We start from the raw sequence: 18,838 nt of genomic DNA, 5'->3' as shown, positions 1-18,838 counted from the left end.
GATTGCGGACATGACCACGATCGACTGGGACGCCGCCGCCGACTCCTTCGACGAGGAGCCCGACCACGGCCTCCGCGACCCGGTGGTCCGCAGCGCCTGGGCGCGACGGATGGAGACCTGGCTGCCCACCGCGCGCTCCGCGGTCCTCGACCTCGGATGCGGTACGGGCAGCCTGGCCCTGCTCGCCGCCGGCCAGGGGCACCGCGTCACCGCCGTCGACCGCTCGGCCCGGATGGTGGAGCAGGCGCGGGCCAAGCTGGCCGGGACGGGCACCGAGGTGTTCGTCGGCGACGCGGCGCACCCCCCGGTCGGCAAGCAGCGGTTCGACGTGATCCTCGCCCGGCACATCGTGTGGCTGCTGCCCGACCCGGCGGCCGTCCTGCGGCACTGGTTCTCGCTGCTGCGGCCCGGTGGCCGGCTGGTGCTCGTCGAGGGAGTGTGGAACGGCACCGGGATCCCCGCGGCCGACCTCACCGCACTCCTCGCCGAGCACACGGAGCGCGTCCACCACGAGCCGCTGTCCGGGGACTCCCGGCTCTGGGGCAAGGAGGTCGACGACGACAGGTACGCCCTGGTGGCCCGTGCCGAGCCGCCGCACCGGCACACCGAGGTCGTCGACGTGCACCTCATCCTGCGCAGGGGCTCCGACGTGCTGCTCGCCCGGCGGGCAGGCACGGGCTATGCCGACGGGCTGCTCCACGCCCCTTCCGGCCACGCGGAGGACGGCGAGGACGTCCGGGCGGCGATGATCCGGGAGGCGGCGGAGGAGATCGGCGTCGAGCTGGATCCGGACGAGCTCCGGGTGGCCCTGGTCATGCAGCACAGGGGGCCGGGCGGCAACCCCAGGATGGGCTGGTTCTTCGAGGCGGATCACGACCCCGCGCGCCCGCCCCGGAACGCGGAGCCGGACAAGTGCTCCGAGCTGGACTGGTTCCCCCTGGACGCGCTGCCCGACGACATGGTGGCGTACTGCCGTGCGGGCCTCGACGGGTACCGCGCCGAGCAGCGCTTCCTGATCCACTGGCACGAGGACGACGACACCGTCGCGTACGCACCGCGGGGCACCCGGCGCGCCGTCCCGCTGCCGGTCGCGGCGGCTCCGACCGGCCGGCTGCACCACGTCGAGCTGTGGGCGCCCGACCCGGCCGAGGCCGACGCGGAGTGGGGCTGGCTGCTCGGACGCCTCGGCCATGTCCCGTACCAGCGCTGGGCGCAAGGCCGGAGCTGGCGGCGCGGCGACAGCTATGTGGTGGTCGAACACACACCGGGCCCGACCGACGGCCGGCACGACAGCCGGCGCCCGGGCGTCAGCGGCCTGGCGTTCCACGTCCGCGACCGTGCCACGCTCGACGCCCTGCTGGGGGACGCCCCAGGGCACGGCTGGCGGCCGCTGTCGACCGGCCTTCCTCCGTACGCCGACGAGAGCGGGCCCTACGCGGCCCGCCTGACGAACACGGCGGGTCACGAGGTGGAGCTGGTCGCGCCCTGGAGCCGAACGGTTCCGGCGACGGCCGAGTTGGGCGTCGGGACCGGAGGGCTGACCCGGTGAGCTTCCGTCCGGCGACCGCACGGCCCTTACGGAGAGGGCAGACTGGGCGCCGTGGGGCATCCGGTGGAGAAGTGGTGGGACGAGGTGTGGGCGGGCACCCGGCTCGTCGAGGTGCTGGCCGGGGGAGAGGGCCCGGAACCGCTGGACGAACGGACGGTGCTCGCGCGGATCGACTCGGCGGAAGCTCTCGCGGAGCTGAGGGCCCTGTCGACGCGGGGCACCGTCGGGGACGACCGCTGCCGCTGCCTCGGCAGTACGACTCTCGCTCTGCGCGGCGGCGAGGGGCAGTTGCTCGGACGGGCGAGCCTGCACGGGAACGACGCCCTGCTGTGGGAGGGCGGCCGGTTCTGCGGCAACCTCGACCTCGCCGACCCGGCCGGACTCCTGCTCCTGCTGGCCCGGCAGGGGACCGCCCGGCGGCTGGCTCTCCTCTCCACCCGGCTCGCGTACGCGCTGGAACTGCGCGAGGGGCGACCGCAGTTCCGGCAGGCGGGCGGAGGGCCGCACGGGGCGGGTCTCCTGGAGGCGCGCCACGTGCCGGGCGCGCTGCGGAGGCGGCTGAGGGAGGTGTCGGGGCGCGAATGCGCCGATCTCGACGCAGCGCGCGTGGATGAGCTGAGCGGTCTCCTGGCCGAAGCCGAGCCGGACGGACACCGGCGCGCGCTCGCCCTGCTGGCCTGGCTGGGCAGGCTGCCGGAACCGATGGAGGCCGGGTGGGGCGAGGGCGTTCTCGCGCGGGCGCTGCTGCGCGGCCTGGACCCGGTCGCGGCCGCCGCCGGCAGCGACGGGGAGGACGATCCGCACCTCGTGCTGGGGCTGCTGCGGTGGGCGGATAGTGCGGAGACGCCGGAGGAGACGGCCACGGACATGGACGCGGGCACGCTGGCCGACCTCGTCGCCCCGGTGCTGCGACGCTTCCTGCCCCCTGAGCCCGGCCGCGTGGCGGCTGAGCTCCCGTCAGGCTGAGACCGTCCGCCGGTGCTGCCCTGGCGGGTGGCACCGGGGCAGGCGACGGCCAGGGTGTGTCACCCCGTGTGATCCACCGAGAGCAGCCACCGCCAGCGCCGCCGTTCGGTGACGAGCGTGGCGGCGGCCAGGAGGGACACGAGGACGGCCGCCCAGGCGGGCCAGGCCGCCCACGCGGAGATCACGGCAGCGGCGAGCTGCAGCAGCACCAGCAGGATCGTGACCGAGCCCGGCACCGGGACGATCACCTGGGCCTTGTCGCCAGGGGTCGAGAAGACCGTGGGAAGGCCGATCAGGACGACCACCGCAAGGACGGCGGGCACCCAGGAGTGTGCGGCCAGCGCCCAGGGTGTGGCCACCCAGGCGACGAGTTCGGCCGCGAAGCGCACGGCGGATGCCGTGCGGTCGTCCGGTCGTTCCACGGATTCCCCCGGATTCGTTGGTGACGACGAGCGCAGATGCCTGGGCACGGGGCCGCCCGCCATCGGGAGGGCCCGCACCCTGCTCAGGTGACGAGCCCCGCCAGCCCCTCGGTGCGGGCGAGGTGTTCCAGCTCGTCGAGGGCCCGGACGGCCGCCTGCGCCGCCGACGGGTCGCGGGCGGCCAGGCCGCTCTCCTCGAACTCGTCCTCGTCCAGACGCAGTACGGACGAACCGTCCGCCGACACCCACAGATCCAGGTCCAGGTCCTCGACCAGGAGTTCGGTGCCCCGCAGCACGGCGGGCCGGGTGACGTCGCAGTACCAGCCCTTCAACTGCCCGCCCCCGGTGCGGACCTCCTTCACCGCGTACCACCGGTCACGCCAGTAGTGCTCGGTGAGGACATCGCCCGGCTCGAACCGTACGAATCCGAAATCACGGGCGTGCGGCGCCGCCCAGGGGGCCCGGACGGTGATGCGGGTGCCGTCGTCGCGGACGAGGGCCGCCGGATAGCGGATCTTGGTGCTGCCCGCCTTCACCAGCTTGACGGACAGGGCGTTCTCAGGGGAGACGGCGGACATGGCGCACCTCCGTGGCGCAGATCTCGTAGCCGAACCAGCGGTTGACCGCCAGCATCGGACCGTTGCCGGCGTCGTTCCCGGTGTAGGCGTCCGTGTATCCGGCGGCGCGCGCCCGGTGCAGCGAGTCGCTCTTGGCGAGCTTCGCCAGCCCTCTCCCCCGGAAGGCGCGCAGGGTGCCGGTCATGGCCGACGAGTAGCGGGTGAGACCGTCGGTCATCGCCGCGCTGAACGCCGCGATCTGCCCGTCCACCGTCACGACGGTGGTGAGCGCGTGGTCGAGGCCGGGCCGCCGCCAGGTCGTGGCCAGCCAGTCCTCGTAGTCGGAGAACTCCACCTTGACGTCGCTCGGCTCGTCCGCGGTCGTCTCCGCGTCGGCCTCGAACATCGGGCGGGGATCGTCCTCGAAGTCGGCGGCCGTGAGCAGTTCGGCCCCGGCGGGGAGCTCCGGGAGCGGGGGCAGGGCGCCCTCCGCCAGACCGAGACGGAGGAAGTGCGCCGGCCTGCGCGCCGCATAGCCGCGCTTCCCGGCGAACGCCCGGTTGTCCGGTTCGTCCAGCACCCAGGTGTAGACGGCGGCCGCGCCCACGTCCTTCAGATGCTCCTCGCCGGCCCGCGCCAGGAGCGACCCCGCGCCCCGGCCCGTCCTGTCCGGATGCACGTACGGATTGCAGAACCCCTGGCCCGGCTCCGGGCTCTCGTGGGAGATGCCGACCTGCGCGGTCCCGGTCACCTCGCCGTCCTCCTCGGCGACCAGCAGCCGGTAGTGGCGGCCGGGGTGGGCCTCGGCCAGGTCGCTCAGGACCTGCTCCGGAGTCGTCACCATGCAGGGCAGCGCGGCGCGCCGCACCTGTACCCAGGCCTCCGCGTCGGAGGGCCGGAAGTCACGCACCATCACCGTCATGCGCCGGACGGTACGCGGGTGACCCGCCCGGTCGCCTCCGATTTTCCGGCGGTGGGAGAGAATCGGGGTGTGACCCTGAAGATCGCCGTTGACCCGGACTCCGCCACCGCCCCGTACGAACAGCTGCGCGCCCAGCTGTCCGAACAGGCCCGCTCCGGCGCCCTGCCGGTCGGCTACCGCCTCCCGACCGTGCGCGGCCTCGCCGGGGAGCTGGGGCTCGCCGCCAACACCGTGGCGAAGGCCTACCGGGCGCTGGAGGGCGACGGGGTGATCGAGACGCGGGGGCGCAACGGGACGTTCATCGCCGCCGCGGGGGACGCGGCGGCCCGCCACGCGGCGACGGCGGCGCAGGAGTACGCCGAGCAGGCCCGGCGCCTCGGTCTCTCCAGGGCCGACGCGCTGGCCCTGGCCGAGGACGCGGTACGGGCGGCCTACACGCGGTAGCGCGGCCGGTCGGAGACACAGCTCAGAGGTACAGCCCCGCGTCGGCACCCGCGTCCTGCTTCGGCACGGACGCGGGACCGTTGCCCCGCCGCAGGGCGTACAGCTCGGCCAGGGTCGCGCCCTCGCGGCCGAGCCCCTCCTCCGTACCCAGCCAGGAGACCGACTCCGCACGGGTCAGCGAACCCACCTCGATACGGGCGAGGCAGCGGCCCGGTCTGACCACCGCGGGGTGCAGTCGCTCCAGGTCCTCGTTGGTGGTCACCCCCACCAGCACATTGCGGCCCTGACCCAGCAGGCCGTCCGTCAGGTTGAGCAGCCGGGACAGTGCCTGACCCGCCGTGTGCTTCGCCTCACCGCGGATCAGCTCGTCGCAGTCCTCCAGGAGCAGCAGCCGCCAGCGCCCCTTCGCCGAACCGTCGTCCTCGCCGATGGCGATGTCCATCAGATAGCCGACGTCGTTGAAGAGCCGCTCCGGATCCAGCACGCAGTCGACCTGGCACCAGTCGCGCCAGGACCGGGCGAGGGTGCGCAGCGCCGAGGTCTTGCCGGTGCCGGGAGGGCCGTGCAGCAGGAGCAGCCGGCCGGCGATGTCGTCAGGGGTGACCTTCATCAGCCGGTCCATCGCATCGGCCACCGGAGCCGTGTAGTTGGACCGCACGTCCTCCCAGGTGCCGGCGGCGATCTGCCGGGTGGTGCGGTGCGGGCCGCGGCGCGGGGAGACGTACCAGAAGCCCATGGTCACGTTCTCGGGCTGCGGCTCCGGCTCGTCCTGGGCACCGTCGGTCGCCTCGGCCAGGACCTTCTGGGCCAGCTCGGCGGTGGTGGCGGTGACCGTGACGTCGGCACCCCGGTTCCACCGCGAGATCAGCAGCGTCCATCCGTCGCCCTCGGCGAGGGTCGCGCTGCGGTCGTCGTCACGGGCGGACCTCAGGACCTTGGCCGCCGCGGGCAGCAGAGTCGCTCCCGACTTGACGCGGTCGAGGGAGGAACTGTGGGAGTACGGCTGCTCGCCCGTCGCGAAGCGGCCCAGGAACAGCGCGTCCACGACGTCGGACGGCGAATCGCTGTCGTCGACGTTGAGCCGGATCGGCAGGGCGGACTCGGGGTTGGCAGACATGGCGCCCATGATCCGGTACGGCGGCGCCCCGCGCACCCAGGTTTCAGGAGCTGCCCCTGGGGTCTTCCGCCCGGACCGGGGCGGAAGACCCCAGGGGAGCGGGGGCTCAGCCCGGTGCGCCGGCCGGCCCGGAGGCCCGGAACCCGCGGCCCGCCCGGCGCGCGCCGCGCACCACGGCGAACCCCTTGGTGAGCGCCCGGTCCAGAACGAACGCCCGTGCGACGGCCCGGCCCTCGACCAGCCGGGCGAACCCGGCGGCACCCGTACCGCGGCGGACCGTCACCCGCTCCAGGGCGTACGGCCCCTGGCGGCGGCGCGCCAGGGCGTTGCCCACGGCGAGGGCCTGTGCGAAGCCCGCCGCGCGCACCGACCGCCGCACCCGGCGGGTGGAGTAGCCGTAGGGATAGGCGAAGGAGGCCGGAGGAGCGCCCAGTTCGGTGGCGACGATCTCCCGGCACCGCACGGTCTCCGCCCGCAGGGCCGTCTCGCCGAGCTGGTCCAGCTGCGGATGGGTGTGGCTGTGGCCGCCGATCTCCACACCCGTATCGGCGAGTTCGCGCACCTGGTCCCAGTCGAGCATGGTGTCCAGGGCGCCGCCCTCGTCGTACGCCCCCCGCAGCCAGCCGGTGGTGACGAAGACGGTGGCCGCGAAGCCGTGCTCGGCGAGCACCGGCAGGGCGTGCCGGTGCACCCCTTCGTAACCGTCGTCGAACGTGATCAGCACCGGCCTGGGCGGCAGGGGCCGCCCCGTGCGCCAGTGCTCGCCCAGCGCGGCTGTCGTGAGCGGGGTGAAGTCGCGCCGGGCCAGGATCTCCATCTGCGTACGGAAGGCGCCGGGCGACACAGAGAGGCCGTACACGCCGTCGGCCGGGCGGTCGCCGACGGCGTGGTACATCAGGATCGGCACGGCCCCGCTCACCGCACCTCCTCCACGGGTGCGCCTGCCCTTGCGATCGCCGGTACGTCGAAGGACGCGCCGTCGCGCCGGACGCGCACGCTCCCCACCGCGTAGCCGGCCGCCGCCGTCAGCACTCCCGCGACGACCGCGCCGGCGCGGCCCGCTCCGCCGGGGCGGCCGAGCAGGAAGTCCCGTACGCCCCGCAGCACCCCGGCCGGGAGCACCCGGGTGGTGTAGCGGCGTTCGGACTCCAGCCCCCTGTCCGCACCGACGCTCCTGGCGACGAGCGCCTTGGAGAGCCCCTCGGCGTACGTACGGGTACGGAAGTAGCCGAAGCGCTCCCTCACCCGGGGGACCTTGTGGCGGATCACGGCGCGGTCGTCGATGAGCAGGACGGCGTGGGGGAGCGCGCGGCTCAGCCGGATGCACAGCTCGGTCTCCTCCCCGCCCAGCGGCCGCTTGTCCCCGTCCCGGCCGATGCCGGTGGCGAAACCGCCCGCCGCGTCGAAGGCCGTACGACGGAACGACGCGTTGCCACCGAGGACGTTGCGGACCCGGACCGTGCCGCGCGGCAGACCCAGGTAGGTGCACCCGACGACCCAGTCGAACTCCTCGGGGAACCAGAGCGGCCTGCGGCCCGAGGCCCACGAGGGCAGGGTCCGGCCGCCGACGGCCATCACCTCCGGATCGTCGTAGCCCTTGTCGAAGTGGCGCAGCCAGTCCGGCTCGGCCACCGCGTCGTCGTCGAGGAAGGCGAGGATCGCACCACGGGCCGCGGCGATGCCCGTGTTCCGGCCCGCCGAGAGACCGCGCGGGCCCGCGTTCGCGAGCACCCGCACCTCCGGGCGTTCCCCGTACTCCCCGGCAAGACGGCGCAGCAGCGCCGGGTTGTGGTCCACCACCAGGAGGATCTCCCGCGCGGGCAGTGACTGCGCGCGGACGGATGCGACGGCCTCGAGGATGTCCTCCCAGCGCTCCTCGGTGTAGACGCAGACGACGACGGAGAAGTCGCGCGGGCTCACAGCACCTGTCCCCGGCCGATCACGGCGGGCACGGCCGCCGTCCGGCGCCCGCCGCGGCGCACGCCCTTCTCCCTGAGGATCACCCTGAGCACCCGGAGCCCGTCCCGTACGGCGCTGAGGTTGCTGACGCCGTGGATGCGGTTGTACTCGTGGCTGGGCACCTCCTGGACCCTGAGGCCGGCCTTGACCACCCGGATGTTCATCAGGGTCTCTATCTCGAAGCCGGTGCAGTCCAGGGTGATCCTGTCCAGGCAGTGCTTCCAGAAGGCGTTGTAGCCGTAGCAGAGGTCGGTGTAGCGAGCCCCGAACTTGCGGTTGACCATCGTGCACAGCGCCCGGTTGCCGAGCTTGCGGACGGGCGTCATGTCGTCCGTGCCGCCGCCGTTGGCGAAGCGGGAGCCCTTGGCGAAGTCGGCGCCGCCGACCAGGGCGGAGACGTAGCTGACGATCTCCTCCCCGTCCGCCGAGCCGTCCGCGTCGACCATCACGATGATCTCGCCGGTGCAGGCGGCGAAGCCGCTGATCAGGGCGTCGCCCTTGCCCTTGCCGACCTGCTTGACGACGACGACGTCGGGCCGGAGTTCACGGGCGACCCGGACGGTGTCGTCGGTCGAATTCCCGTCCACGAGCACGACTTCATGAATCCAGGCGGGCAGCGTCTTGAACACATGGGGAAGATTCTCCGCCTCATTCATGGCGGGGATCACGACACTCACCGGCGGCGCTATCGCGAGATGCGAAGAGATCGGACGGTATTCGCTCTTCATTCGAGCGGCTTCGGTCTCTTCGACGGCAGGTCTGATCGAGGAAGGCAGAACTGAACTCATGATTCTTTTCCCTCTCGTCCGGTGGACGGCCCACCCCCGGGCTGTCCGGATAAAGGTCCGGTTCGAAAGGGGGGTTCTCACCCCGGCCATGACGGTATGGCGCTCCGAGCTGGCGTGATGAGGTGGCACAACTGGCCGCGCGGCGACCGACTCGTTCGAGTACGGCCGCTGGCACGGCACCCCCCTACCGTGCCCCGCTCCGGTATCCATCGCGGCTTCCTGAGCCCTCCCCTGGAGCCGCCTGTGTGATGGACCGTTACGGGTTGATCTACGACGGTATTAACGATTGGAACTGTATGGCAAGAGATGCAAGGACGTCTCGCTCTTTTCAGACTTCGACGGAACGGTCACATTCCGCTGCGGAGTTGACGCTTCCTATTTCCCGGCGGCCGGGAGTGAAGTGCGCGGCCGGGGTCGCGAAGAGGTGAAAGGGTGCGCAGGAGGCGCGCAGTGGTGAATTGATGCCGACGAGTGCGTGCGGGGCGCCCGCCCCGGCCACCGCTGCCCCGCCACCCGTCGGAACGGGCGCCCCGACTGCCCCGACTGTCCCCGTCTCATGGCTGATGATCCGCATTGGCGACTTTGCCCCCCAGCGCGCCGGATGCCGGATTTCAATGTGACGTACCGCCAGGGGGGCGTCAAGGAGACCTTGTCGAAGCTTCTTGGCATGGACACTTCCGGAATTCGGGGCGGTACTGCTACCACGGAGTAGGCAGAGATCCTGCCCAAGGAGGTTCCATGAAAATGTCCAGACTCGTGGCGTTCTCGTCCTCTCTCCTGCTCGGCACCGTTCTCGCTCTGACCGGTGCGAGCGTCGCCCAGGCCCAGGAATCCGCCCGGTCCGTCGAGGCCATCGACTACGTAGCCCTGGGTGACTCGTACTCGTCAGGTGTCGGAGCCGGCGCCTACGACAGCGCGAGCGGCGACTGCAAGCGCAGCACCCGCGCGTACCCCGTCCTCTGGAAGGCGGCCAACAACCCCGCCTCGTTCGCCTTCACCGCGTGCTCAGGGGCCAGGACGGGCGACGTGACAGCCGGTCAGCTCGGCCCGCTGACCTCCGCGACCGACCTCGTCTCGATCTCCATCGGCGGCAACGACGCCGGCTTCGCCGACGTCATGACCACCTGCGTCCTGCAGTCCGAGGCCACCTGCCTGAGCAGGATCGCCACCGCCCGCGCCTACGTCGACTCGACCCTCCCCGGCAAACTGGACTCCGTGTACGCGGCGATCAGCGCCAAAGCGCCCGCCGCCCACGTGGTCGTCCTCGGCTACCCCCGCTTCTACCAGCTCGGCGGCAGCTGCATCGCCGGCCTGAGCGAGAAGGAACGCTCCGCCATCAACGGCGCCGCCGACTACCTCAACGCCGCGACCGCCAAGCGCGCGGCGGACCACGGGTTCACCTTCGGCGACGTCACCTCGACCTTCACCGGGCACGAGATCTGCTCGGGCAGCGCCTGGCTGCACAGCGTGAACTGGCTCAACATCGGTGAGTCCTACCACCCCACGGCCGCCGGGCAGTCGGGCGGCTACCTGCCCGTCCTCAACTCGAAGGCCTGACCGCACCTCCGCAGCGCAGCGCGCCGGCTCAGCCGGCCGCCGAGGAGGGGACTCCGCCCCGCGGGGTCTCCTTCCCGCTCGCCACGACGAGCTCCACGGCCTTCATGGGCGTGCGTCCCGAGGACTCCGCCGAAGCCGCCCAGGTACGCGTCGCGGTCTTCCCGCCGCCCCTCTCGTCCGAGTCGTCGTCGCCCGCCAGCGCCCAGACGAGGCCTCCGGCGACGAGCAGCGCCACAACAGCCCCCACGGCCACCAGAACGCCCGTCCGCCTCGTCAGGCCGACGGGCTCCGGGGTGCCCGTGGCGGACCCCGATTCCCCGGCCGCCACGGCCGTTTCACCCGTCGGCGGCGTGAGCGGCGGGCCGGCCGCTCCGCCGCCCGGCGATCCGGTGCCGCCCGCGGCCAGGATCCGCAGCCGGCGCTCCGCGTCCCCGGCCGTGAGCCGCTCGGCCGGATCCTTGCGCAGCAGCCCCTCGATGACAGGTGCGAGCGCGCCCGCCCGCCGGAGCGGCGGCGGCTCCTCCTCGCCGACCGCGCGCAAGGTGTCCCGGGGGGCGTCCCGGCCGAACGGTGACCGCCCCTCGGTGGCGGCGTACAGAAGCACTCCCAGCGACCAGAGGTCGGATTCGGGCCCCGGCGTGCGCCCCTGCGTGCGCTCGGGCGCGAGGTATTCCGGGGAGCCGATGGGCTCACCGGTGAGGCCGGACGAGCCGTCGGCCGGGGTGATGCCGAAGTCCTTCAGCATCACCCGCCCGTCGTTGGCCAGCAGCACGTTGCCCGGCTTCACGTCACGGTGCAGCACGCCGGCCTCATGGGCGCCGCGCAGCGCCGCGAGCACCTCCGCGCCGACCCGGGCGGCCCGCCGGGGGGACAGCGGGCCGTCGGCCTCCAGTACGTCGGAGAGGGCGAGCCCCCGGACCAGCTCCATCACGATCCAGGGCCGGGAGTCCTGGGTGACGACGTCGTGCACGGCGACGGCGTTGCGATGCGTGACACGGGCCGCCTCCCGGGCCTCCCGCTCCAGGCGGGCATGCAGGAGCTCGATGCCGTCGGCGGACAGCTCCGCCGGGGCCCGCACCTCCTTCACGGCCACCTCGCGCCCCAGCAACTCGTCGCGGGCGCGCCACACGATGCCCGCCCCGCCCTCGCCCAGCGGGTCCAGGAGACGGTAACGATCCGCGATCACGCGTCCGGTGCCCGGGACTTCGCTCATCGGTGACCCTCCATCAGCAGCTGTGCGCAGTACGGACGAATCCCCTCCAAGCTAACGCAACCCGTCCCGGAACCGACAGGATCCGGTAACGGGCCGTCAACCCCCGTGTACGGGTGTGCAATCCTGCGGCCGGGATACACGAGTGTCACCGCGGGACGATAGGGTTAACCTGCCCGGGCCGGGTGCCCTCGTACGGGTGGGGAGTGACATGGAACAGATAACGGTGCGCAGCAGGCCGCGTGTGCCTGCCATTACATGTGGGAGCGGTGCGACCAGTTCGCGCCTCGACCGCCATCTCGCAGTGCTGGGCGGCCCCGCCGTTCCGCAGCGGGAGTCGGCGGAGGCGACGCTGCTGATGCTCGAGCTCACCTCGCGCGACGCCGCGCACACCCGCAGGAGCAGGAGCGCGCGTGTCTCGCTCTTCGCCCCGCTGCGGCGGCTGCGGCGCTCGCTCTTCGGCAGCCGCCGCTGACCGACGGCTCCACGACCGGTGCGGCCCTCCGCTCAGGGCCGCGTCCACGATCACTCCGTCCCGGCGCAGTGCTGCTCTCCGCCCGTCCGTCATCCCCAGGGCCGGCAGCGTTGCGTCGGTGTGCTCCATCAGCGCCGGTACGGCACCCCATCGGCGCCGGCGCCCGGCCCGGCAGCGTGGCGCCGGAGCAGCAGCGTTCGCGACCCGCCGACAGCGGTGACCACTTCCCGCTCTCTCACAACAGCGCGAACTGCCCCTCCGGGCCCTCCTCCTGGTGATCCAGCACGGACGCGGGGAGCCGGGCCGGTGCCGGGACGGGAAGCACCCCGGCCGTGTGCAGCCCGTCCCTGGTGAGGAGCTCCGCCTCCTCCAGCCGCTCCCGCAGCGCCTGTTGCCGGGGCCGCAGCCCGGCGAGCAGCGCCAGGACGGTGATCAGCTCCAGCAGCTCCGAGGTCCGCTCCTGCGGCCAGCCGCGCGGCCCCACCGCTGCGAGCCCCTCACCCGCCGCCGTGCGGCGTTCGAACCACAGCTCCAGCATCCGTACCCCGCTGACCCGGAACTCCCAGGCACCGGCGGGAACGGGTGAGACGCGCCCCTCGCCGACGACGAGCGTCTCCTCCTCGGCGTCGTAGTGCAGCCCGTCGGGCCGGGGCGGGATCGCGGCCCGCACGTACGGGCGCCGGCCGCCCGGCAGCCGCGGGCGTTCACCGCCGCGTGCCCCGCGCAGCTGGAGCCGCAGCAGCTCCTGGCCGAGCTCCACGCCCCGCTCCCACAGCGCGCCGTCGGCGGGCAGCGGGACGAGCGGCCCGGCGGGGGAGGGGCGGGCGGCTGCAAGGGCCCAGGCGAGGACGGATCCGGCGGTGACCGGCACCCCGTAGCGTGCGGTCAGCTCGGCGGTCAGGCCCGGTGCGAGATTGGGCTCCAGGCCGCCCGGCCGCCGGTAGAGCGGCCGTATCCGGCCGGGCCGCCCGGCGGGGGAGTGCCCGTCGGGCAGCAGCGTGGTCGCGGAGAGGGCGGGGCCGCCGTCCTGGGGCACGTATCCGTGCTCGACGGCGAAGAGCTGGTGCCCGTCGGCGACCCGCCACAGCTCGGGGCGGGCCGCGTCGAGCAGCCGGTGGTCGGGAATCAGCCACTGTTCGTCGAAGGGTCCGTGCGCGATCCGTACCGGTTCGGGATACGGTCCGGGGTCCCGGGCGAACGCACTCGTGCCGGTGGACCTGCCCGGCAGCGCCGCGGCCGGGGTCAGCGGCGTACGGGAGCGGCTGGGGCGGAACAGCCGCTCCTGTTCGGCGCCCTCCGCCCGTGCCAGCAGGTCCCAGCGGGCCCGGAGCGAGGAGGCGTCGGGGGCCGTCACCCAGGGGCGTCCCGGTCTCAGGGACCGCACCGACCAGGGCATGAGGTCGTCCAGCAGCGGGAGCGCGTCGCTCCCGCCGGCTCCGGCCGCCACCCGTGCTGCCACCGTGTCGTCCTCCCCCTCGCCACGTCCGCCGCCCCCGGCATCGTAACGGCCTCCCTCATGACGACCGCCCGTCGCGGGCCCGCCGTCAGTGCGCCTCGACGGTCACGGAGAAGGAGAAGCGGTCGCCCCGGTAGCGGATGCGCGCCACGTCCACCACCGTGCCGTCCTCGTCGTACGTCACGCCCGTGTAGTGCAGGATCGGGCTGAGCAGCGGGACCCCGAGCAGCTCGGCCGTGACGGGGTCGGCGAGGCGCGCCTCGACGGTGTCCGTGATCCGGGCGATGCGTACGCCGAGGGAGTCACGCAGCACCTTCGTCATCGGCCACCGCTCCAGATCGGCCACGTCGAGCCGGTCGGCGATCTCCGGGCGCACCGCGTTCTCCGCCCAGTTGGTGGGCTCGTCCGTCGCGTCGTCGCAGCGGAGCCGCCGGTAGCTGACCACCTCGGGGCAGTCCGGGAAGAACTCGGCGAGATCGCCGGGAACGGGTGCCCGGCCGTGGCCGAGCACGGTCGTGCGCTCGCCCGACTGCTGGGCGACGATCGCGTCGATCGAACCCAGCAGCCGGACCGGCGACACCCGCCGGGCGCGCGGCTCGATGAAGGTGCCGCGCCGCCGGTGCCTGCTGATCAGACCCTCGGTCTCCAGCTCCTTGAGGGCCTGGCGCATGGTGAGGACGCTGACGCCGTAGTGCAGTGCGAGCTGCTCCTCGGTGGGCAGCCGCGTCGAGGCGTCCTGGGGGCGGCCCAGTATGGAGGCCCGCAGCGACTGCGAGACCTGGTACCAGAGGGGCAGCTTCCGGTTCAGCACCAGGGAGTCGGGGGCGAAGCCGGGCGGGCTCGCCTCGTTCACCTGATCCATCTGGTTCACCCGAACTCTCTGCGGTGCGGTCTCACGGCCGGAAGTTGCGGCTCAGACCCTGCCACACGTCGTCGTACCCGCGCTGGAGACGGTCCGTCCCCGCGGCCTGAGCGGTCGCCGTGACCGGCCAGCGGGTCTCGAACATGAACGCCAGGCCGTCGTCGATCTTCTGCGGCTTCAGCTCCGCCGCGCTCGCCCGGTCGAAGGTCTCACGGTCCGGGCCGTGCGCGGACATCATGTTGTGCAGCGAGCCGCCCCCCGGCACGAAGCCGCCCGCCTTGGCGTCGTACGCGCCCTCGATCAGGCCCATGTACTCGCTCATCACGTTGCGGTGGAAGTACGGCGGGCGGAAGGTGTCCTCGCCGACCAGCCAGCGCGGGGCGAAGACGACGAAGTCGACGCCGGCCAGCCCCGGGGTGTCGGACGGCGAGGTCAGCACGGTGAAGATCGACGGGTCCGGGTGGTCGTAGCTGATCGTGCCCATCACATTGAAGCGGCGCAGGTCGTAGACGTACGGCGTGTGGTTGCCGTGCCAGGCGACGACGTCGAGCGGCGAGTGGGTGTACGTCGCCGACCAGAGGTTTCCGCAGAACTTGTTGATCACCTCGACCGGGCCCTCGCGGTCCTCGAACGCGGCGACGGGCGCGAGGAAGTCCCGGGCGTTCGCCAGGCCGTTGGCGCCGATGGGCCCCAGGTCGGGCAGGACGAAGGGCTGCCCGTAGTTCTCGCAGACGTAGCCGCGGGCGGTCGTGTCCAGCAGCTCGACACGGAAGCGGACACCACGCGGGATCAGCGCCACATGGCCGGGCTCGGCCCGCAGCAGGCCCAGTTCGGTGCGGAGCAGCAGGCCGCCGCGCTCGGGGACGATCAGGAGTTCACCGTCGGAGTCGCTGAACACCCGGTCCGTCATGGAGGAGTCCGCGCTGTAGAGGTGTACGGCCATGCCGGTGCGCTGCGTGGCGTCGCCGTTGCCGCCCAGTGTCCACAGGCCGGTCAGGAAGTCCGTGCCGGGCGAGGGTTCGGGGAGCGGGTCCCAGCGGAGCCGGTTCGGGTCGGGGACCGTCTCGGTGAAGGGAGCGGTGCGCAGGGTGCCGTTGTCGATGCGGACGAAGGCGGGATGGGCGGCCGACGGGCGGATCCGGTAGAGCCAGGAACGGCGGTTACGGGCGCGGGGTTCGGTGAAGGCCGAGCCGCTCAGCTGTTCCGCGTACAGCCCGAGCGGTGCGCGCTGGGGCGAGTTGCGGCCGTGGGGCAGGGCGCCCGGGACGGCCTCCGAACTGTGCTCGTTGCCGAAGCCCGACATGTGGCCGAGATTCTCCGCCGTTTTCCTCGCCTGCTCGATGCCGCTCATCATGCGCTCCCGTTGGATGAGGAATCCCGTGGATCCCCTGACGAAGAATCCTATGGATCACCGTAGGAATCGAAACGTGGCCCGTCAACGGCATACAGGCATCATGGAGCCGTGTCCCACGCTCATACGAACCTCCGACGCGTCCCCGTGCAGCAGCGCAGTGCCGACCGTCTCGCCCGCATCCTCGACGCCGGCGCCGCGCTGCTCGACGAGACCGGCTACGAGCAGCTCTCCACCCGGGCGGTCGCCGACCGGGCCGGCGTGCCCATCGGCTCCGTCTACCGCTTCTTCCCCAACAAGAGGGCGCTGGTCGACGCCCTGGCCGAGCGCAACCTGGAGGTCTACGCCGGCCGGGTCGTCGCCAGGCTGGAGGCGATACCGGAGCGGGAGTGGCGCGCGGCCATCGACGCCGTGCTCGACGAGTACCTGGCGATGAAGCGCTCCGTCGCCGGCTTCGCCCTCGTCGACTTCGGCCCTCCCGTGCCCGTCCCGGGGCCGCTCGACGCGGAGGTGAACCGGCGCGTCGCGGGGCGCCTGACGGAGCTGCTCTCCGGGCATCTCGGCCGGGGGCGTGACGGGGCCGCCTCCGACGCCCGCCTGCTCCGCACCGTCCTGGTCTGCGTGCAGGCCGCCGACGCCCTGCTCCAACTCGCCTTCCGCACCGACCCCGAGGGGGACCCGGACCTGATAGCGGAGACCCGGGTCCTGCTCCGGGCCTATCTCGCGGGCGTCCTCGAATAGCGGAGCGGGGGCGGCGGGACCAGCGGGCCGGGGGCGGGGGGACGGCCGGCTCGGGGGGCGGCGGGACAACGGGTCGCTCCAGAGCCTCGCCAGCATCCGTACCGGTCGGTATGCTCGATTCGCCGGGAGCCCGCGCCCGCCGAGCGCGCCGCGGGACGCCGGATCACGCTCGCGCGCCACCGCTGCCGCCGCCCGGGGAGGGCCCATGTCCCAAGAATCCCGTACCGCTCTGCGTGTCTGCCCGCTCTGCGAGGCCACCTGCGGACTCACCCTCACGATCGAGGGGGCCGAGGTCACCGGTGCCCGCGGTGACCGCGAGGACGTGTTCAGCAAGGGGTTCATCTGCCCCAAGGGCGCCTCCTTCGGGGGGCTCGACGGCGACCCGGACCGGCTGCGCACCCCGCTCGTCCGCACGGACGGCGTTCTGCGCGAGGCGACCTGGAGCGAGGCCTTCGACGCGATCGCCGCGAAGATCCCGGCGCTGATCGGGGAACACGGCAAGCAGGCCGTCGGAGTCTTCCTCGGCAACCCCAATGTGCACACGATGGCGGGCGGGCTCTACCCGCCGCTGCTGCTGTCCACGCTCGGCACCCGCAACGTCTTCACCGCCAGCACCCTGGACCAGATGCCCAAGCACGTCTCCAGCGGACTGCTCTTCGGCGACGCCAACGCCATCCCCGTACCGGACCTGGACCGCACCGCCCATCTGCTGCTGATCGGCGCCAACCCGCTGGAGTCCAACGGCAGTCTGTGCACGGCGCCCGACTTCCCGGGCAAGCTCAAGGCGCTCCGCAAGCGCGGCGGCACCCTCACGGTCATCGATCCGCGCCGCACCCGCACCGCCCGCCTCGCCGACCGGCACGCCGCGATCAGGCCCGGCACCGACGCCCTGCTGCTCGCCGCGCTCACCCAGGTCGTCGTCGAGGAGAAGCTCGCCGACCCCGGAGCGCTCGCCGAGCACCTCGACGGTTACGACGAACTGACCGAAGCCGTCGCCGACTTCACCCCAGAGGCGGTGGCCGGGGCCTGTGACCTGGACGCGGACACCATCCGGGAGATCGCCCGCGAGCTGGCCGCCGCACCCTCCGCGGCCGTCTACGGGCGCATCGGCAGCTGCACCGTCGAGCACGGGACCCTGGCCAGCTGGCTCGTCGACGTACTGAACATCCTCACCGGCAACCTCGACCGCCCCGGCGGCGCCCTCTTCCCGCTCTCCGCCACCGGCCGCGCCCCGCGCGCCGCCGGGCCGGGGAAGGGCTTCTCCCTCGGCCGCTGGAGCAGCCGGGTCTCCGGACACCCCGAGGCCAAGGGGGAACTGCCCGTGGCCGCACTCGCCGAGGAGATCGAGACGCCGGGGGAGGGCCGGATCCGGGCGCTGATCGTCATCGCGGGCAACCCGGTGCTCTCCGCGCCCGACGGGGACCGCCTGGACCGGGCGCTCGCCGACGGCCTCGACTTCATGATCAGCGTCGATCCGTACCTCAACGAGACCGCGCGCCACGCGGACGTCGTGCTGCCCCCGCCGCCGCCCTCGCAGAGCGCCCACTTCGACTTCGCGTTCAACTCCCTGGCCGTCCGCAACCAGGTCCGCTACAGCGGCCCCGTCGTGCCCCTGGAGGAGGGGCGGATGGACGAGAGCGAGATCCTCGCCCGGCTCGTCCTCGCCGTCGGCGGCAACCACGGCGCGCCGCCCGAGGCCGTCGACGACCTGGTGATCACCACCACGATCGCCAAGGCGGGGCTCCCCGAGTCCCTCGCGGCCGACCTGACCGGCAGCACGGGGGCCGAACGGCGCCTCGACCTGATGCTGCGCCTCGGTCCGTACGGGCTCACGCTGGAGCAGCTGCTCGCGCGGCCCCACGGCATCGATCTCGGCCCGCTGGAGCCGCGCGTTCCGCAGGTGCTGAGGACCCGCAGCGGCCGCATCGAGCTGTTCCCGGCGCCGATCGCCGCCGATCTTCCCCGGCTCCGCGCGTCGCTGGGCGCGCGGCCCGCCGGCCTCGTCCTCGTCGGCCGCCGCCATCTGCGGTCCAACAACAGCTGGATGCACAACGTCGCCGCGCTGCGTGGCGGCTCGAACGTCTGCACCCTGCAGATCCACCCCGACGACGCGGCCCGGATCGGTCTCGCGGACGGCGACACCGCCCGGATCACGGCCGCGGGCGGCGAGGTCGAGGCGCCCGCCGAGATCACCGACTCGGTGCGGGCCGGGGTCGTGAGCCTCCCGCACGGCTGGGGCCACAGCCGGCCGGGCACCCGCATGTCGGTCGCCGGGGCGGACCCGGGCGTCAACGTGAACCAGCTCCTGGACGGCAGCCTCCTGGACCCGCTGTCCGGCACCGCGGTGCTCAACGCCGTCCCCGTCTCCGTAACACCAACTCGTTGACCTGGGGTTTTGCTCGTATTGCTCACACGTCAACATCTTGTTAACGCTGCTTCAGGGCCCTTAACGTCATCCGCAC

General features: G+C 73.0%; 18 protein-coding genes. 7 read left to right on the top strand and 11 right to left on the bottom strand.

Annotation, left to right across the window (positions count from 1 at the left end):
- Positions 1 to 10: 10 nt before the first annotated feature.
- Positions 11 to 1,549, top strand: coding sequence for a trifunctional class I SAM-dependent methyltransferase/NUDIX hydrolase/VOC family protein (locus tag ACIBCU_RS28425; protein ID WP_399234885.1), 1,539 nt, complete (start codon positions 11 to 13; stop codon positions 1,547 to 1,549).
- A 51-nt stretch (positions 1,550 to 1,600) separates the two neighbouring features.
- Entirely contained in the window at positions 1,601 to 2,515 is a 915-nt protein-coding gene (locus ACIBCU_RS28420; RefSeq protein ID WP_399234883.1) for a hypothetical protein, read from the top strand.
- 59 nt (positions 2,516 to 2,574) lie between these two features.
- Here the strand turns inward: ACIBCU_RS28420 and ACIBCU_RS28415 are convergent, their stop codons facing one another.
- From ACIBCU_RS28415 to ACIBCU_RS28405, 3 genes are all read right to left on the bottom strand, one after another.
- Positions 2,575 to 2,937, bottom strand: a complete 363-nt coding sequence (locus ACIBCU_RS28415; RefSeq protein WP_399234881.1) for a hypothetical protein — start codon at positions 2,935 to 2,937, stop codon at positions 2,575 to 2,577.
- Positions 2,938 to 3,020: 83 nt separating this feature from the next.
- A complete protein-coding gene (locus ACIBCU_RS28410) occupies positions 3,021 to 3,515 on the bottom strand; it encodes a DUF402 domain-containing protein (protein WP_362931782.1) in 495 nt (164 codons plus the stop codon).
- The gene (locus ACIBCU_RS28405; protein WP_399234878.1) at positions 3,496 to 4,416 is read right to left on the bottom strand and encodes a GNAT family N-acetyltransferase; all 921 of its coding nucleotides are present in this window, start codon (positions 4,414 to 4,416) and stop codon (positions 3,496 to 3,498) included. The genes ACIBCU_RS28410 and ACIBCU_RS28405 overlap by 20 nt, the downstream gene beginning before the upstream one ends.
- Positions 4,417 to 4,485: 69 nt before the next feature.
- Here ACIBCU_RS28405 and ACIBCU_RS28400 point away from each other — a divergent pair, with 69 nt between their 5' ends.
- Positions 4,486 to 4,860: a GntR family transcriptional regulator gene (locus tag ACIBCU_RS28400; protein WP_362931778.1), complete on the top strand. Its 375-nt coding sequence runs from the start codon at positions 4,486 to 4,488 to the stop codon at positions 4,858 to 4,860.
- 22 nt (positions 4,861 to 4,882) lie between these two features.
- On the opposite strand, the gene ACIBCU_RS28395 is transcribed toward ACIBCU_RS28400, so the two are convergent.
- The 4 genes from ACIBCU_RS28395 to ACIBCU_RS28380 form a co-directional block, all read right to left on the bottom strand.
- Positions 4,883 to 5,977: a DUF5925 domain-containing protein gene (locus tag ACIBCU_RS28395; RefSeq protein ID WP_362931776.1), complete on the bottom strand. Its 1,095-nt coding sequence runs from the start codon at positions 5,975 to 5,977 to the stop codon at positions 4,883 to 4,885.
- A 106-nt stretch (positions 5,978 to 6,083) separates the two neighbouring features.
- Positions 6,084 to 6,872 (bottom strand): polysaccharide deacetylase family protein, encoded by a 789-nt coding sequence (locus ACIBCU_RS28390; protein WP_362941246.1) that lies wholly within the window; start codon positions 6,870 to 6,872, stop codon positions 6,084 to 6,086.
- 20 nt (positions 6,873 to 6,892) lie between these two features.
- Positions 6,893 to 7,897, bottom strand: coding sequence for a glycosyltransferase family 2 protein (locus tag ACIBCU_RS28385; protein ID WP_399234876.1), 1,005 nt, complete (start codon positions 7,895 to 7,897; stop codon positions 6,893 to 6,895).
- On the bottom strand, positions 7,894 to 8,664 hold the full coding sequence (locus ACIBCU_RS28380; RefSeq protein ID WP_362941249.1) for a glycosyltransferase family 2 protein: 771 nt from the start codon (positions 8,662 to 8,664) through the stop codon (positions 7,894 to 7,896). Before ACIBCU_RS28380 ends, ACIBCU_RS28385 begins: the two co-directional genes overlap by 4 nt.
- 798 nt (positions 8,665 to 9,462) lie before the next feature.
- On the opposite strand from ACIBCU_RS28380, the gene ACIBCU_RS28375 reads away from it, so the two are divergent.
- Entirely contained in the window at positions 9,463 to 10,281 is an 819-nt protein-coding gene (locus ACIBCU_RS28375) for an SGNH/GDSL hydrolase family protein (RefSeq protein WP_399234874.1), read from the top strand.
- 28 nt (positions 10,282 to 10,309) lie between these two features.
- On the opposite strand, the gene ACIBCU_RS28370 is transcribed toward ACIBCU_RS28375, so the two are convergent.
- The gene (locus ACIBCU_RS28370; protein WP_399234872.1) at positions 10,310 to 11,494 is read right to left on the bottom strand and encodes a serine/threonine-protein kinase; all 1,185 of its coding nucleotides are present in this window, start codon (positions 11,492 to 11,494) and stop codon (positions 10,310 to 10,312) included.
- 208 nt (positions 11,495 to 11,702) lie between these two features.
- Between ACIBCU_RS28370 and ACIBCU_RS28365 the strand changes: the two genes are divergently transcribed.
- A complete protein-coding gene (locus tag ACIBCU_RS28365; RefSeq protein WP_104790182.1) occupies positions 11,703 to 11,966 on the top strand; it encodes a hypothetical protein in 264 nt (87 codons plus the stop codon).
- A gap of 235 nt (positions 11,967 to 12,201) precedes the next feature.
- Here ACIBCU_RS28365 and ACIBCU_RS28360 read toward each other — a convergent pair whose 3' ends face one another.
- The 3 genes from ACIBCU_RS28360 to hmgA form a co-directional block, all read right to left on the bottom strand.
- A complete protein-coding gene (locus ACIBCU_RS28360) occupies positions 12,202 to 13,425 on the bottom strand; it encodes a type ISP restriction/modification enzyme (RefSeq protein ID WP_399234869.1) in 1,224 nt (407 codons plus the stop codon).
- Positions 13,426 to 13,510: 85 nt separating this feature from the next.
- On the bottom strand, positions 13,511 to 14,284 hold the full coding sequence (locus ACIBCU_RS28355; protein ID WP_362941195.1) for a GntR family transcriptional regulator: 774 nt from the start codon (positions 14,282 to 14,284) through the stop codon (positions 13,511 to 13,513).
- Positions 14,285 to 14,315: 31 nt separating this feature from the next.
- Entirely contained in the window at positions 14,316 to 15,635 is a 1,320-nt protein-coding gene (gene hmgA, locus ACIBCU_RS28350) for a homogentisate 1,2-dioxygenase (protein WP_362941198.1), read from the bottom strand.
- Between the two features lie 111 nt (positions 15,636 to 15,746).
- Here hmgA and ACIBCU_RS28345 point away from each other — a divergent pair, with 111 nt between their 5' ends.
- Entirely contained in the window at positions 15,747 to 16,376 is a 630-nt protein-coding gene (locus ACIBCU_RS28345) for a TetR family transcriptional regulator (protein ID WP_399234866.1), read from the top strand.
- A 205-nt stretch (positions 16,377 to 16,581) separates the two neighbouring features.
- Positions 16,582 to 18,762: a molybdopterin oxidoreductase family protein gene (locus tag ACIBCU_RS28340; RefSeq protein WP_399234863.1), complete on the top strand. Its 2,181-nt coding sequence runs from the start codon at positions 16,582 to 16,584 to the stop codon at positions 18,760 to 18,762.
- Positions 18,763 to 18,838: the final 76 nt, after the last annotated feature.

The organism is Streptomyces sp. NPDC051064, from assembly GCF_044455985.1.
In the GTDB taxonomy this organism is placed as follows: Bacteria; Actinomycetota; Actinomycetes; order Streptomycetales; family Streptomycetaceae; genus Streptomyces.
Note: the sequence above shows the minus strand (reverse complement) of the source record. Positions and strands in the feature narration are given on the sequence as shown.